Here is a 15,032-nt window from a genome sequence, read left to right as displayed (position 1 = left end):
ATGGAAGCCATCGGCGCTGCCCCTCATCCGCCTGCCGGCACCTTCTCCCCGTATAGTGACGGGGAGAAGGGAACTGGCCGCACGCTGGAGCTTTCTCTGCAACGCTGATGATTGGCGAAACCGTTGACGACAGCGCCCCTCTCCCCGTCTCTACACGGGGAGAGGATGCCGGCAGGAAGGTGAGGGGCGGCGCAAACGAGGGAAGACGAGGGCCAAACTGAAGCCATCGCCATGACCAGCGCTCTCAGGCCTACTGCCGCTTGTATTCCCTGACCGGCGATTTCGTCCCGTCGGTGTAGGTCACCTGCACCGACATCGATTTCACGCTGTCGGCGACCTTGAAATAGCCCTTGGCGTCGTAGGGGATGGCGTAGGGGTCCTTCTTGTCGCAAGGCGGGATCTCGAGCGACCTGTCGAGCGCGGCGCCGTTCAGGCTGTAATGCACCTCCTTGATGGCGCAGCGGTAGGACAGCATCTGGGTGAAATAGACCAGGCCGTGATTGCCGCCGGAATCGAAGGCGATCCACGACGTCCAGAACTGGTCGAGGATCTGTTTGTCGCCTTGCTGCAGCGCGGCGTCCGGATCGAAGCTTATGTCGAACGGGCCGGTCTCGCGGCCCCTTATGTCGAGATATTTTATCGCGATCGTGGTCGCCGCCGTGCTGTCGGGCAACTCGAAGCTCGGATTGGCCATCGGCTTGCCGGTGGTCTGGTCCTTCATCGCCAGGAAGCCGGTGTCGGTGAACGGGCCGCTGTCGCCGAGACGCCAGGAGATCGCGGTCGCCGGCTCGGGCAGCGAAATGGTCATCGACCAGCCCTGGTTGGAGCGCATCGGCGTCAACGAAGGCGCAAAGCGCGCCGGGTCGAGCACGTCGCCAAGGGCTGCCAGCCGGCTGCGGCTGCGGTCCAGCCAGTCGGCCAACTGCGTCTGGTCGACGAAATATTTGAGCAGCCCGCCATCCTTCTCGTTGGACACGAACTTGGTCAGCGCCTGGGCTTCGCTGCGCTTGTCGGCCAGCGTCTGGCTGCCGAGGCGGTCTTCCGAAAACTCCTGCGCCTTGAGGAAATAGGCCGGCGCGTAGTCGGGATTGGCCGTGATGAAGGCGTCGAGCTTGTCCAGCCGCTGCGCGTCCTCGAACTGCAATATATGCACCAGCTTGATCGACAGCGCCTTGCCCTTGTCGGCCAGCTGCCCGAACACTTCGCGCGCGCCCGCCTTGCCGTCCTGCACCCGAAGCAGCGTGGCAAAACGCGTATAAGGGTCGATGGCGTCGACATCGAAGCCGGCAAAGGCGAGGTAGGAGCGCCTTGCGTTGAGCATGTCGCCCGACAATTCGTAGACGCGGGCATTGTGGTAGAACTCGTCCGGCCGCTTCGGCTCGGCGATCGCCCCGCCTTGCGCCGAAAGCTGCGCAAACCCCTTGGCGATGGTGTCGATCGAGGCGGCGATCTGCTCGGTCGTCGCCTGCAGCTTTTCGGCCTGGGCCTGCTGCTGTTGCTGGCCGGCGGCGAGCGTGTCGGTGGTCTGCTTGACCGCCTCGACGGTCTTTTGCGTCTGCGCGCCCTGCTGCGTCTGCTGCTGCTGCGCGGACGCGATCTGGTCGGTCTTCTGCGCCACCGTGTCGGTCGATTTCTTGACCTCTTCGACGGTCTTTTGCGTCTGCGTCACCGTCTGCTCGATCTTGGCCACCTTTTCGGAGACGATGCCCATCGACTGCTGCAGCTGCGCGATCGCCGGCACCAGGCCGGCGATGACGCCGTTCTGCGAATTGGTTTCCTTTTGCACGGCAAAGACGCCGCCGGCGACCGCCGCCGCGCTGGTGGCGAACAACAGCGCCGGCAGCGCCTTGGCCGCCAGTACGAGCCTGAGCACAATGGCAATGGCGATGATGGCCGCGGCAATCGACGCGACCAGCGCGATATAGGCGGCGAACGGCGCCAGCGGATTGAGCACGTCGCCAACGGCGCCGCTGATGAAAGCCACGCTGCCGGCCCATTTGCCGGTGCGGCTGAGCGATGCCTTGATAAGCGAGGGCGCTGCGCCCCCGGCCCCGATATTCGTCATGCCACCCCCCAAGCCAGCCAATGCCACGCCCCTTCCCACAGGAAACGCGGCTCTTGCAAGGAAAGACACAGAAACAGGCGTTTTCGGGGCGGATAAATCCTCAAGTTCCTCGCCCTCACTACCGTGCAACGGCATGCACACATTTCCAAGAGGCTGGTCTTTGGCGATAGCCTGCATGGCAGCGCTGGTCGACCCCCACTCCGTCTCGGCTTCGCCGAGCCACCTCTCCCCCGATCGACGGGGTACAGGAAAGGCGCCAGGCTTTTTCGCCGGCAAAGCTCGTGCAGCAATGCTCCCCACCTTTCCCTCCGGAGGGGGGAAAGGTGGCGCTGGGAAGCAGCGACGGATTGGGGGAGCCACGTGGCAATCAAGCCTTGCGTCGATCAGTCACGCCAGGCACAGAAGATGTGTGCATAGCGTAGCGCAAAGCGGGGAAGAGGAACCAGGTCGAGCTCGACAATCCTGGGGCTAACCGCCATTAACCAAATGGACGCATCCAGCGCGTTACGTTAGCTTCGCCTTATCTCAGCAACAGCATCGCCAGAACAGTCCGCCCTTGTCCAAATTGCGTCCTTTCCCGCTTCTCCAGAGAGTTCTCGTCGCCCTTGGCCTGTTGCTGATGGTGGCCGGCTGCTCGACCACGACCCCGCCGGACCAGGTGCTGTCCGTGCCCGCGCCGCCGCAGAAATATGCGGCCATCGTCGTCGACGTCAGGACCGGCAAGCAGATGTTCGAGGTCAACTCGACGGCGCAGCGCTATCCGGCCTCGCTGACCAAGATGATGACGCTCTATCTGCTGTTCGAGGCGATGGAGTCCGGCCGCGTGACCAAGGAAACGCAGATCTCTGTCTCCGACCATGCCGCCTCGCAGCCGCCGACCAAGATGCGTTTCCGGCGCGGCGAAACGATTGATGTCGATTCCGCTATCCGCGCCATCGTCGTCAAATCCGCCAATGACGTGGCGGTGGCGGTCGGCGAATATCTCGGCGGCTCGGAGGACCAGTTCGCCGCCATGATGACATCCAAGGCGCGCTCGCTCGGCATGACCAGCACCACTTTCCGCAACGCCTCGGGCCTGCCCGACGACGGCCAGATGACCACCGCGCGCGACATGGCGGTGCTCGGCATGGCGCTGCGCCAGCGCTTCCCCCAGCATTTCCACTATTTCTCCGAAAGCGACTTTATGTTCCGCGGCAGGCTGGTGCGCGGCCACAACGACATGCTCGGCCGCGTGCGCGGCGTCGACGGCATCAAGACCGGCTACATCAGGGCCTCCGGCTTCAACATAGTCACCTCCTACAATGCCGACGGCCGCCAGCTGATCGTGGTTGTGATGGGCGCCGACTCGGCCCGCCAGCGCAACGACCATGTCGAGGCGCTGATCCAGCGCAGCCTGTCGCCGACCACGGCCGACAGCAAGACCAGGCTGATGTTCGCCGAACAGCAGTAAAGAGCGGAGCCTCCCCACTTCGTCATCTTGGGGCGGAGCAAGGAGCGCACCCACCCTCACTTCGTCATCCACGGGCGGAGCAAGGAGCGCAGCGACGCGGCGCAGACCCGGGGATCCATGCCGCGCCCTCAACGCGCCGCTACGGAGCATAATCCTGCTCCGCTGCACCCTACGATCAACGTCCCGGCATGGATCCTCGGGTCTCCGCGACGCCCGTGGATGACGAACTCGGGAAGCGTCTCGGCCCAGCTAAGGGGGAGGCTGTCGCCGCATAAGAAACCCGCAGCCGGCTATTGTTATTCTGTTGTCATGCAATCGTCGGGAAGCCATGGCATAGGCAGCGCAAACCGACAGTGGATATGCCCCGTCACCTCGGCGTATCCTCAAACCAGCAGCGCCACAGCAGGAGCCCGCACCATGAGCACTGTCCCCAAGGCATCCGAGCAGCAGGCGGCGGACACTGAGAACGACAGCGGCGGCGAATATTTCGAGGCGCCGATCACGCCGGAAGACCTGCACGAGGTTTCGGACGAGCATTTCGACACGCCCGAAGTGCCGGACTCAGAACCCACCGGCCTAGGGACGTCGCGCATAAAGCCGAAGAAGAAGCCGTCGGCGATCTCGGGCCGCAAATTCCACAAGCGCGACCTGGTGCGCATCGACACGCTACGCCCGAGCCTGGCCGACCGCATCCGCTCCGACCATCCGGACCTGCCCCGGGGCGCCCGCATCAGCCGCGAGGAGCTCGGCCGCTACCGCATGCGCTATATGGAAGAGCTGCTGCAGCAGGAGCACGGCGAATTCTCCGAGCTCGACCGCCAGGTGGTGGAATCGATCGCCAGACAGGACACGATTTCCGAGAACTCGGAAGAAGAATTCGAGGAGCACCGCACCTTCCCCGACCGCGTCTCGGACAATATGGCCGCCTTTGGCGGCAGCTGGTGGTTCCTGATCTCGTTTGCCGCCGTGCTCTTGGTCTGGATCGGCGTCAATTTGTTCGAGGGATTGAACGGCGCCTTCGACCCCTATCCCTTCATCCTGCTCAACCTCTTGCTTTCCTGCATCGCCGCCATCCAGGCACCCATCATCATGATGAGCCAGAAGCGCCAGGAGGTGAAAGACCGCCTGCGCTCCTTCAACGAATACCGCGTCAACCTCAAGGCCGAGCTCGAAGTTCGCCATCTGCACGAAAAGCTCGACTACCTCATCTCCCGCCAATGGACGCGCCTGGCCGAGATGCAGCAGATGCAGCTCGACGCGATGAACGAGCTTGCGGGTACCAAGAAGGTGAAGCGGGCCGTGCGCGGGCGGCGGGTGGTGAAGAGTGAGGCGGGGGAGTGACGCTTGGGTTCCTCGCCCCCACGAATGTGGGGGGTCCGAAGGACGGGCGAGACCCGTGGCTCGCCCCGGCAGGGTGGCTCGGCGAAGCCGAGACGGAGAGGGGGAGCGCCATATCCAACAAGCGCACCCGTTAGAGCACTAACCTACCCCACCCCCTTCACAGGACGCCGCTCAATCGCCAATTGCCCGTTGAAGCCCGCGCCGGCTTCCGCTAAGAAGCCGTGACTTGCCGGTTCACCGGCTGGTTCGTTTTCCGGATTGTCGATCCTGAAAGCACCCGTAGCTCAGCTGGATAGAGCGCTGCCCTCCGAAGGCAGAGGTCACAGGTTCGAATCCTGTCGGGTGCGCCAGACCTTGCACCAGCGCTACAGTCCGCAGACTCCCTTACGACGAAGGCACCCTCGGCTCCTCCACCAGGTAAAACCGATCCTTCGGCGAAAAGTCCGTCACCAGGAACGAGAACGACGCACTCTCCTGCGGGTCGACCTTGCCCTTGCTGAACAGCAACCGGTCATAGGGTTCGAAGTCGCGTTTGAATTCGGCGAAGCTGTCGGACTTGATCATGTTGTCCACGCGCTGCGCCTGGTCGAAGGACAGCCCGTCGCCATAATCGCTCGGCGCGTTCAGGATCGCCTGCAGCTCGAATCCGAATTCGATCCAGGCCTCGCCGCTGTTGTTGCGGGTGACGATTTTCAGCGGCAAGAAGCCGGTCGAGTAGTTGCCCGTCGATCCGAAGGGCTGGATCGGCCGCGCGGCGCGTATGGTCAGCGTCACCGGGTCGGCGGTGTCCAGTTCCTCGGTGACCACGATCGGGTCGGCGCGGGTCCCGGCGCCCGTGGCCGAAAGGATCCGGAAGCCGCCGCGTTCGTCGGAGAAGGAGCCCGCCTCGAAGATCCCGTCGGCCATGGCGCGCGGGCAGCTCGCGGCCAGCAGAGCCGCGAATACCTGCACACAGCGCAAGCCCGGACGCGTCATGGCCGGAGTATGAACGACAATTGCCTGGCCGCAAACTGGCCGAAGACAGACCGGAATGCGATGACCTTGGTCGGCTGTCGAAAGAATGCCGCCGCTCCGCGCAACGCATGGCTCGGCCGCCTTGCCTCAGCCTCCAGCCACCGCCCGCACGCTCTCCCGCTCCACCAGCGGGCACTCCAGCTTCGTAATCGGATACCGCCCCTGTCCGGGCGCCGTCGGCGCTTCCAGCTGTTCGATCGCCCATTGGCCCATCGCCATATGCGGCAGGATCGAAGTGGTCAGCGGCGGGAACAGATGCCGGGCGATTTCCTCGTCGTCGTAACCGACCACGGAGATGTCCTGCGGAATATGCAGGCCGGCTTCTTTCAGCGCCTCGTAGCAGCCGATCGCGGTGCGGTCGTTCTGGCAGAAGATGGCGGTCGGGCGGTCTTTGAGCGCGAGCAGCTTGACGGTCGCGGCGTAGCCCGCACTTGCCGACCAGTCGCCCTCGACCACCAGCTCCGGGTCGAAGGGAATGTCGGCGGTGGCGAGCGCGCGGCGGTAGCCTTTCAGCCGGTCCTGCGCCGCCTGCATCCAGGGCTCGCCGGTGATGGTGGCGATGCGGCGGTGGCCGTGGCTGATCAGGTGCCTTGTCGAGTTCTGGCCGCCGGCGATCTCGGAGGGCACCACGGCGGGGAAGGCATAGTCGGCCGTATAGCAATTGAGCAGGATCACCGGAATGTCGAGGCTGTAGAGGAAGTCGGGCGCGGTGATCTCGCGGGTGAAGATGGTCATGTAGATCAGCGCCGAAATGCCCCGCCTTGTCAGCGCCTGGATGGCGCGCGGCTCCATCACGGCGTCGCCCATGGTCTGCGCCACCAGAAGCACGTTGCCGGCATTCCACGAAGCCTGGCGCGCGCCTTCGATCGCCACCACCGCCTCCGGGCTGGTCGCCAGCTGGTCGACGGCAAAGCCGATCACCCCGTCCAGCCCGTCGAAGGCGGCAACAGGCTTGCGCAGCGCCGAGAATGCGGGTGCGCTGTAACCCAGCGCCCGTGCGGCGTCGATCACCCGCTCGCGGGTCTGCTGCGACAGCTTGATCCCTGGCGAATTGTTGAGCACGAAGGAAACCGTCGCCTGCGAGCAGCCGGCGGCCCGGGCGATGTCGGTCATGGTGACCCGCCCCTTGGGCTTGGCCAGCGCCTTGCGGCGCTTGACCGTCTCGATGGTCGAATCCCTGGTCTCGCTCATGGCGTTCGTGTCCCCAATCACGGCCTGTCTAGCGGCCGCCTGCCGGTCCGACAAGATGGCTCGGCGGTGCCGGTTTATAGAGACCGCCGCTTCGTTTATATCTATTAGCGGCCGTGTGGTCCATCGATCATCAGGCTCCTTATGCGCAGGGACAGTAATGGCTGCACGGCTTCTTGCGTCGTGCGGCCAGGGCATGGGTTCGTCGGTACACCGTTCGCGGTGGCGCCATGCTGTGCCCGAATATCGGCTGAAAACTAATAGTGTTTACTAATACAAAAATGCGCTGTAACGTCAATCCGTCGCGCCCGGCCTTGTTGGGTCCGGAGCGGCGGGAAAGCGAACGTCAATGGTCCGATGGCTTGCGGAGATTGCCTCCGCGAGCCTTGTCTCGGATATGTGATATGTCAGACAAATCGGACTATTTACGAACGAAGGATGAGTCTCTAAAGTCTGCAACCGTGGCTGGAACGAGGCCATTCTTGTGAGTGCCGGGAAACCCTGAGGAGGAGGGGGTATCCAAGCCGCAAACGGCAAATTCAGGTGAGCACGCAATTCTAGTGAGCAAGACGGTCCAGCCCGACGGCTGAACCAAAAAGGGAGGTTGAACATGAAGTCCTTGATACGCAATGCATCCGTGGCCGCCGCGGCCCTGGTTGTCGGCCTGACGGCGACGGCCATCGCGCGCGCCGACGACAAGCCGACACTGGCTTTCGTCGTCAACGGCGCTTCCGATTTCTGGAAAGCGGCCGAAGCCGGCGTCAAGAAGGCGCAGGGCGAACTGCCCGACTACAATCTCGAACTCAAATATCCCGAACAATCCTCGGTCGCCATCCAGCAGCGGCTGATGGACGATCTGGTGACGGCCGGCGTCAAGGGCATCATGGTCTCGGCCGTTGATCCCAAGACCTCGACCGATGGCCTGAACAAGATCGCCTCGCAAACCGCTCTGTTCACCACCGACAGTGACGCGCCGCAGACCAAGCGCGTCGCCTATATCGGCTCGTCCAATGTCGATGCAGGCAAGCAGGCGGCCGAAATCGCCAAGAAGGCGATGCCCAATGGCGGCAAGTGCCTCGGCTTCGTCGGCCTTCTCGGCGCCGACAATGCCAAGGAGCGCATCCAGGGCATGAAGGATGGTCTGGCCGGCACCAAGATCGAACTCGTCGACGTGCGTGGCGACGATATCGACCAGGCGCGTGCCAAGAAGAATGTCGAGGACGCGCTGGTCGCCAGCCCCGACGTCACCTGCATGGTCGGCTTCTATTCCTACAACACGCCGCGCATCTATGAGGCGCTGCGCGATGCCGGCAAGCTCGGCCAGATCACGGTCGTCGGTTTCGATGACGATCCGATCACGCTGGGCGGCGTCAAGGAAGGCACCGTTGCCGCCACCGTCGTGCAGCAGCCCTTCGAATGGGCCTATCAGGGCATGAAGCTGATGGCTGCCTATCTCAAGGGCGACAAGTCGGGCATCCCGGCTGGCAATCTCATCATCATCCCGACCAAGATCATCGGCAAGGATGATGTCGACGCCTACGCCGCCAATCTGAAGGCGATGGCCGGAAAGTAAGACCACAGGCAGTTCAGCCGGCTCAACTTCGCTTGAGCCGGCTGCGCGCATTGACGAAACCTTCGAGGATCGTCAGTCTGCCGGAAGGCCGGCCCGCTAACTGCTGTCAGGCATGATGAACTATTCCGATACATCCATCGCAGCGACCACGCCGTTCCTCAGCCTCGAGAGCGTGCGCAAGACCTATCCGGGCGTCGTCGCGTTGGATGGCTTCTCCATGGAGGTCAGGCCGGGCGAGGTCATCGGCCTCGTCGGTGAGAACGGCGCCGGCAAGTCGACCCTGATGAAGATCCTCGGCGGCGTCACCACGCCGGACACCGGGACGATCACGGTCGACGGCACCGCCCATAAGGGGCTGAGCGTCGAAGGCAGCCTGGGCTCGGGCATCGCCTTCGTCCACCAGGAACTCAATCTGTTCGAAAACCTCGACGTCGCCGCCAACATTTTCTTCGGCCGCGAGCCGCTGCGCGCCGGGCCGCTGAAACTCGTCGACCGCTCAAAGCTGCGCGAGATGGTGGCGCCGCTCTTGAAGCGCGTCGGCGCCAATTTCTCCGCCGATGCGCAGGTCGCCGACCTGTCGCTCGCCCAGCAGCAGATGGTCGAGATCGCCAAGGCGCTGTCGATCAAGGCAAGGCTGGTCATCCTCGACGAGCCGACATCGAGCCTGCCGCTCGCCGAGACCGACAAATTGCTAGACGTCATCAAGGCGCTGAAGGCCGACGGCATCAGCGTCATCTTCATTTCGCACCGCCTGCACGAGGTCGAGCGGGTCGCCGACCGCGTCGTCGTGCTGCGCGACGGCATGCTGGCCGGCACGCTGGGCAAGCGCGACATCAATCACGACCAGATGGTCAAGCTGATGATAGGCCGCATGCTGAAGGAGCGCGAAAAGGCCTCGGAAGCCGCGCGCGCGCCCGGCGCCGTGGCACTTGCGGCCAAGGCCGTCCGCACCCCCACCTATCCCAGCCGGCCCGTCGACCTCGATGTCAGGCGCGGCGAAATCCTCGGCCTTGCCGGCCTGGTCGGCTCCGGCCGCACTGAGCTCGCCCGCGTCTTCTTCGGCATCGACGGCAGCCTTGGCGGCACGCTCGAGCTCGACGGCAAGACGCTTGTGCTGGGTTCGGCGGCCGACGCCGTCGCGCACGGCATTTTCCTGGTGCCGGAAGACCGCAAGCTGACCGGTATCCTGCTCGATCTGTCGATCGCGCAGAACATTTCGCTGCCCAATCTGCCGGCGCATGCCAGGCGCTCGCTTGTGTCGGCAAGCGCTGAAACGGCAACCGCCGAGAAGCAGAAGAGAAATCTCGGCATCAAGGCGCCTTCGGTGCAGACGCGCACCGGCACGCTGTCGGGCGGCAACCAGCAGAAGGTCGTGCTTGGCAAGTGGCTGGCCATGAACCCGAAGGTGATGATCCTCGACGAGCCGACGCGCGGCATCGACATCGGCGCCAAGGCGGAAATCTACGGGCTGATGCGCGCGCTGGCCGATGCAGGCGTCGCCGTGCTGATGATCTCCAGCGACATGGAAGAGGTGATCGGCGTGTCCGACCGCATCGCTGTCATGCATGAGGGCCAGATTTCGGGCATTCTCGACAAGGACCAGTTCAGCCAGGAAAACGTGCTGCTGCTGGCTGTGGGCAAGCAGCCTAAATAGTTTTTGCGCTGCGAGACCGCGCAACCTGCTCAGGCAGGCATTGGGGAGACGACGATGAGCAAGAAAGATCTCGGCCTGCTGATCCTGATCCTGGTGGTCGGAGCGATCGTGGCCATCATCAATCCGCGCTTCCTCTTGCCGATCAACCTTGCCAACACCTCGAACCTGATCGGCCTGTTCGGCATCCTGTCGATCGGCCAGGCCTTCGTCATCATCACCGGCGGCATCGAACTGTCGGTCGGATCGGTGGTGGCGCTGCTGGGAACGCTGTTCATCGATTTCATCGCCGTGCGCGAGCTGGACTGGCCGCTGGCCTTCGTGCTGATCATCGCGCTTGGCGCCATCATCGGCCTGGTGCATGGCTGGCTTATCACCAGGCTGAAGCTGCAGCCCTTCGTCGTCACCTTATGCGGCCTCTTGATCTATCGCGGCGTCGCCCGCTTCTACACCGCCGACGGCACCGCCGGCTTCGCCTTCGGCCAGAATTTTCCCGAGCTCGAATTCCTGACAGCCGGACGTTCCTATGGCGTGCCCAACAGCTTCATCGCGCTGATCGTCATCGCCATCGTCATGTGGGTGGTGCTGCACCGTTCGGTGTTCGGCCGCTATCTCTATGCCATCGGCAAGAATGAGGAGGCGGCGAAATATTCCGGCATCCGCACCGGCCGCATCGTCATGGCGGCTTACGTCATCTGCGGCGTGCTGACGGCGCTGTCGGCGATCTATTTCGCCATGTACACGCGCTCGATCTCGCCGGCCAGCCATGGCCAGTTCTATGAACTCTACGCCATCGCCGCCGCCGTGCTCGGCGGCTTCTCGCTGCGTGGCGGCGAGGGCTCGCTGATCGGCGTCATCCTCGGCACCGTGCTGCTGCAGGAGCTGCAGAATCTCGTCAATCTGCTCGGCATCCCGTCCTCGCTCAATTTCGCGGTGATGGGCGGCGTCATCCTCATCGGCGTGCTCGTCGACCAGCAATGGGGTGTGTTCCGCGCACGGCGGCTGATGGTCGATGCCGCCCGCAAGAACGTTGCCGGCGCGCCGGCGGAATAATCGCGGGGCGACGCTGCCGCTTGCCCGACTCCTGTAGATATTATAATAGCATACCCGGTATTGCTCGGGGGGTGTGCGGGACATGCGCTGCGATTTGCGAGGCAAGGTGGCGCTGGTCACGGGAGCGGCTGGCGCCATCGGCAGTTCCATCGCCAGGCGCCTGTCCGACAATGGTGCCGCGGTCGTCGTCGCCGACATCAACGGCGAGGGCGCAAGCCAGGTCGCGGCCGACTTGACCGACGCCATGGCCTGCGCCACCGACATCCGTGATGCCGCATCGGTCGGCAGCGCGATAGCCGCGATCATGCAGCGTTACGGCCGCCTCGACATCCTCATCAACAATGCCGGCGTCAATACGCTGGCGCATCGTGTCACAATTGACGAATTCCCGGCCGAGGAATGGGACCGCATCACCGGCATCGATCTCGACGGCCTCTACATTATGAGCCGGGCGGCACTCGGTCCCATGCTCGCCGCCGGCAGGGGCGGGCGCATCGTCAACATCGCCTCGGTCGTCGGCCTTGCCGCCATGCGCCTGCAGAGCCCGTTCGTCGCCGCCAAGGCCGGCATCATCCATCTGACGCGGTCTATGGCGATCGAACTCGGCGCCAAAGGCATCCTGACCAACGCGGTCGCCCCGGGTTCGGTGATGACGGCGCTGACCGCCAAGCTGTTCTACGGCGATGACGGCAAGTTCGCCGGCCGCACGCAGGAATTCCTGGCCCATGTGCCGCTCGGCCGCCCGGCCGAGCCGCGGGAGATCGCCGAGGCGGTGCTGTTCCTGGCCTCGCCGGCCGCCAGCTACGTCAACGGCCAGGTGCTGGCCGTCGATGGCGGCTGGACGGCGGGATACATGATGTGAGTGGCGCGATGGAAATCGATCTCAACGGCGCCGCGGTGGCCCTCGATGGCGAGACCAACCCGATCGTCGACGCCGTGCTTGCCGCACTGCGTGCCAATGGCGGCACGGTTCTCGAAGCAGGGGATGCCGCCGACATCCTGCTGATGTCCAACCCGCTGCGCCCGGGAACGACGATGCAGGATCCACGCTGCCAGCATGCCGATGCGCGCAGGGCGGCCGTGGCCATGGCCGAGCGCGGCGGCGGGCGCATCGTCTTCCTGATCTCGGCCACCGCCGGCATGCCGATGCGCCGTCATCCGCGCTTTTCCATGGAGAACGCGGCGATTCTAGCCGGCATGCGTGCCTTGGCCATGGAGTTCGGGCCGAAGGTGTTGGTGAATGCCGTCGGCTTCGGCGCGGTCGAGGACGAAACCATGGTCTCGGGCGACAAGGCGATGCTCAGCCACACGCCGGTCGGCCGCGCCGGCTGCATCGAGGAAGCGGTCGCGGCCGTGCTGTTCTTCTGCGATCCGCTCAACACTTACACGACGGGCCAGATGCTGGGCGTCGACGGTGGATGGACGGCAGGCTATGGCCGCAATTTCTGAATTGCTGAGCATCGGATCGGGAGCGCTCGAAGTCGCGCTGGTACCGCAAATCGGCGGCTCCGTGAGTTCGCTGCGCTGGCGCGGCATCGATCTCATGCGCCGGCTCTCGGAAGATGATCGCAGATCCGGCAACGTGCTTGGCGTCGCCATGTTTCCGATGACGCCCTATGCCAACCGCATCGCCGGAAACGCCTTCGACTTCGGCGCAAGACGCTGGCAGGTCCTGCCCAACAATCCGCCCGAGAAATTCAACGTCCATGGCAGCGGTTGGCAACACGCCTGGGATGTCACCGGGGCAGGTGCCGCCAACGCCACCCTGTCGCTGGACATCGCCGCCGGAGCCGAGCCCTATTCCTATCGCGCGACCCAGGCTTTCGCGGTTTCGGATGAGGGGCTGAGCGTGACCATGACCCTGACCAGCACCGGTCCGGTCGCCATGCCGTTCGGTTTTGGACTGCATCCCTGGTTCGATCGCGATCCGGACGTGACGGTGCAGTTCAACGCCAGGCGTTTCTATCTCGAAGAGCCCGACGGCATTTCAGGCGATCCCGTCACCTTGCCGCCCGAACTCGACTTTGCCGAAGGCAGACCCCTCCCGGGTGGTTGGCGCAACAACGACTATGGCGGCTGGGGCGGTGAAGCGACGCTGCGCTTTCCGGCTCGCGGCGCGGGACTGCGCATGAGGGCCGACCCGATCTTCAAGCATCTGATGTTTTACGCCGATCCGGCCAAACCATATTTCTGCGTCGAGCCGCAGACCAACGCCTCCGGCGCCTTCAACCGCGGCCGATGGGATGATGCGGACGAGGGCGTGATCGTCCTCGCCCAGGGCGAAAGTGCTGCCGGCACCGTCTGTTTCACGCCCTTTTCGCTTGAGGCTGGGGCATGAGACGGGTGCGCCTGACGACGATGGTCGTCTAAATAAGCCCATTCCTGAGCTTGAAGCGGCGCATGCCACGCACATTGACGGCCCGCCCACGGTTCAACAACTCGCGCATGATCGGCTCCCGCCGTGGCGGCGTCAGATGTTCGAGGATACGAGCACAGTCATGTTCAAGCAAAATCCCCCGAATAAGTAGGTCGCGCTTCACCAAAGGACTATCCATCACCCGATGAAAGAGCCCGAAGCCGAAGTGTATTTGGCTGCCATTGATGATGGTCCCAATCATATGATTGACCAGCGTCTCTTGTTTAATCTGAATGGCCACGGATGCATTTTTCTCGGCTTCCGCGAGCCGGGCCTTTGTTTCGGCCGAAAACCTGCCAAACTCCGATATTGTAGGCGTTCGCGATTCCTGTTCGAGAATGGCGGAGTCCTTTCCGCGTTTTTCTCCACGCCTTTTTGATTTGGGATTGCCCGCCAGCATTTGTCCGGTTCTTTGAGCGCCTTTCAGAAGCGGGCCAAGATCGTAACCGCGAAGCGCGCCATAAGGGACGTAACGAAGTGTTGCTACCAGCTCGGAGATCGACATCTTGTCGAGCTGAAGCGCGAGCTTGTCGGCGGAATAGATAACATCAACCCGGTAGCCACAACGCTCCAGGCATTGCGAAAAGCCGAGTTCTCCCTTCCGTATCGCGTGGGGGCGAATGTCGTAGGGCCTGTACCCTCGCCAAAATCGCCGAATCTGTGCATCGGCGAATACTTTGCCGGCTACACTAAATGCGTAGCTGCCCATATGATGGGCAAACTCATGGTTCTCGTAAGTGCCAACGGCGTCATAGTCGCTCTGAAGCAGAGCTTTGATCATTGAGTCCAAGCCAGGTCCGGCAATGTAAATGACACTATCGTTCAGATAAATCATACGTTCGGGTCGGAGTTCCTCCGACGCCAGATGCAAGGTCGCGGCACGGTAGGCTCCGAAGTCACGGCCAATGTTGTTACGCACAAGGATGCGGTGCGCAAATGCCCTTAAGGTCACGAGTTCATCCGGACGAAGATCGCCATTGCAGACAACAATGGCGTTGACATGTTGGCGACGAAGCGTCGCCAGGAGGTCGAGAAAGTCGCTCGTAATCCCAATGAGGTGATATTTGACGACGATCGCATAACAATTGCCGATGGCCGGCGTCACGGTCTCATCGGAAACAAATCGCGGCTCGCGTTCGGCCAGAATGCCTGGGAACTGAATTATCTTGGCGGCCAGAACATACGCTCCTGCGGCCGCCCAGTTCGCAATTTGCCCGATCTTTTTCATGGCCGCGCGCCCCCCGGCCCCGACAGATAACACTTCAGTCGACGCTGTGAAAT

The 15,032-nt window shown here is 63.3% G+C and carries 12 protein-coding genes and 1 tRNA gene; 9 read left to right on the top strand and 4 right to left on the bottom strand.

Going from position 1 to position 15,032, the window contains the following annotated elements; all coding sequences use genetic code 11:
- Positions 1-250: 250 nt before the first annotated feature.
- Positions 251-2,065, bottom strand: a complete 1,815-nt coding sequence (locus JG747_RS02630; RefSeq protein WP_069090726.1) for a chemotaxis protein — start codon at positions 2,063-2,065, stop codon at positions 251-253.
- A 556-nt stretch (positions 2,066-2,621) separates the two neighbouring features.
- Between JG747_RS02630 and JG747_RS02625 the strand changes: the two genes are divergently transcribed.
- The 3 genes from JG747_RS02625 to JG747_RS02615 all read left to right on the top strand — a co-directional run bounded on the left by JG747_RS02625 (position 2,622) and on the right by JG747_RS02615 (position 5,206).
- Positions 2,622-3,515, top strand: a complete 894-nt coding sequence (locus JG747_RS02625) for a D-alanyl-D-alanine carboxypeptidase family protein (protein WP_019862549.1) — start codon at positions 2,622-2,624, stop codon at positions 3,513-3,515.
- Between the two features lie 417 nt (positions 3,516-3,932).
- On the top strand, positions 3,933-4,856 hold the full coding sequence (locus JG747_RS02620; protein ID WP_019862550.1) for a DUF1003 domain-containing protein: 924 nt from the start codon (positions 3,933-3,935) through the stop codon (positions 4,854-4,856).
- 273 nt (positions 4,857-5,129) lie between these two features.
- Positions 5,130-5,206: transfer RNA gene (locus JG747_RS02615), tRNA-Arg, on the top strand.
- Positions 5,207-5,240: 34 nt separating this feature from the next.
- Here the strand turns inward: JG747_RS02615 and JG747_RS02610 are convergent.
- Positions 5,241-5,831, bottom strand: coding sequence for a hypothetical protein (locus tag JG747_RS02610; RefSeq protein WP_202361091.1), 591 nt, complete (start codon positions 5,829-5,831; stop codon positions 5,241-5,243).
- A 126-nt stretch (positions 5,832-5,957) separates the two neighbouring features.
- Entirely contained in the window at positions 5,958-7,061 is a 1,104-nt protein-coding gene (locus JG747_RS02605) for a LacI family DNA-binding transcriptional regulator (protein ID WP_019862552.1), read from the bottom strand.
- A gap of 607 nt (positions 7,062-7,668) precedes the next feature.
- Between JG747_RS02605 and JG747_RS02600 the strand changes: the two genes are divergently transcribed.
- The 6 genes from JG747_RS02600 to JG747_RS02575 all read left to right on the top strand — a co-directional run bounded on the left by JG747_RS02600 (position 7,669) and on the right by JG747_RS02575 (position 13,673).
- Complete coding sequence (locus JG747_RS02600) at positions 7,669-8,631, top strand: sugar-binding protein (RefSeq protein WP_202361090.1); 963 nt, start codon at positions 7,669-7,671, stop codon at positions 8,629-8,631.
- Positions 8,632-8,746: 115 nt separating this feature from the next.
- Positions 8,747-10,285 (top strand): sugar ABC transporter ATP-binding protein, encoded by a 1,539-nt coding sequence (locus JG747_RS02595; protein ID WP_202362219.1) that lies wholly within the window; start codon positions 8,747-8,749, stop codon positions 10,283-10,285.
- Positions 10,286-10,339: 54 nt separating this feature from the next.
- Positions 10,340-11,335 carry an ABC transporter permease gene (locus JG747_RS02590; RefSeq protein ID WP_020629113.1) on the top strand — a complete coding sequence of 332 codons (996 nt, stop codon included), beginning with the start codon at positions 10,340-10,342 and terminating at the stop codon, positions 11,333-11,335.
- An 82-nt stretch (positions 11,336-11,417) separates the two neighbouring features.
- The gene (locus JG747_RS02585) at positions 11,418-12,197 is read left to right on the top strand and encodes an SDR family NAD(P)-dependent oxidoreductase (RefSeq protein WP_019862556.1); all 780 of its coding nucleotides are present in this window, start codon (positions 11,418-11,420) and stop codon (positions 12,195-12,197) included.
- Complete coding sequence (locus JG747_RS02580; RefSeq protein WP_236952189.1) at positions 12,194-12,784, top strand: SDR family oxidoreductase; 591 nt, start codon at positions 12,194-12,196, stop codon at positions 12,782-12,784. The genes JG747_RS02585 and JG747_RS02580 overlap by 4 nt, the downstream gene beginning before the upstream one ends.
- Positions 12,768-13,673 (top strand): aldose 1-epimerase, encoded by a 906-nt coding sequence (locus JG747_RS02575; protein ID WP_202361089.1) that lies wholly within the window; start codon positions 12,768-12,770, stop codon positions 13,671-13,673. Before JG747_RS02580 ends, JG747_RS02575 begins: the two co-directional genes overlap by 17 nt.
- Before the next feature lie 28 nt (positions 13,674-13,701).
- On the opposite strand, the gene JG747_RS02570 is transcribed toward JG747_RS02575, so the two are convergent.
- The gene (locus tag JG747_RS02570) at positions 13,702-14,979 is read right to left on the bottom strand and encodes a rhamnan synthesis F family protein (protein WP_027047627.1); all 1,278 of its coding nucleotides are present in this window, start codon (positions 14,977-14,979) and stop codon (positions 13,702-13,704) included.
- Positions 14,980-15,032: the final 53 nt, after the last annotated feature.

The organism is Mesorhizobium sp. 131-3-5 (genome assembly GCF_016756575.1).
In the GTDB taxonomy this organism is placed as follows: domain Bacteria; phylum Pseudomonadota; class Alphaproteobacteria; order Rhizobiales; family Rhizobiaceae; genus Mesorhizobium; species Mesorhizobium jarvisii.
The sequence above is the reverse complement of the archived record's forward strand: the minus strand, read 5'-3'. Positions and strand labels throughout refer to the sequence as shown.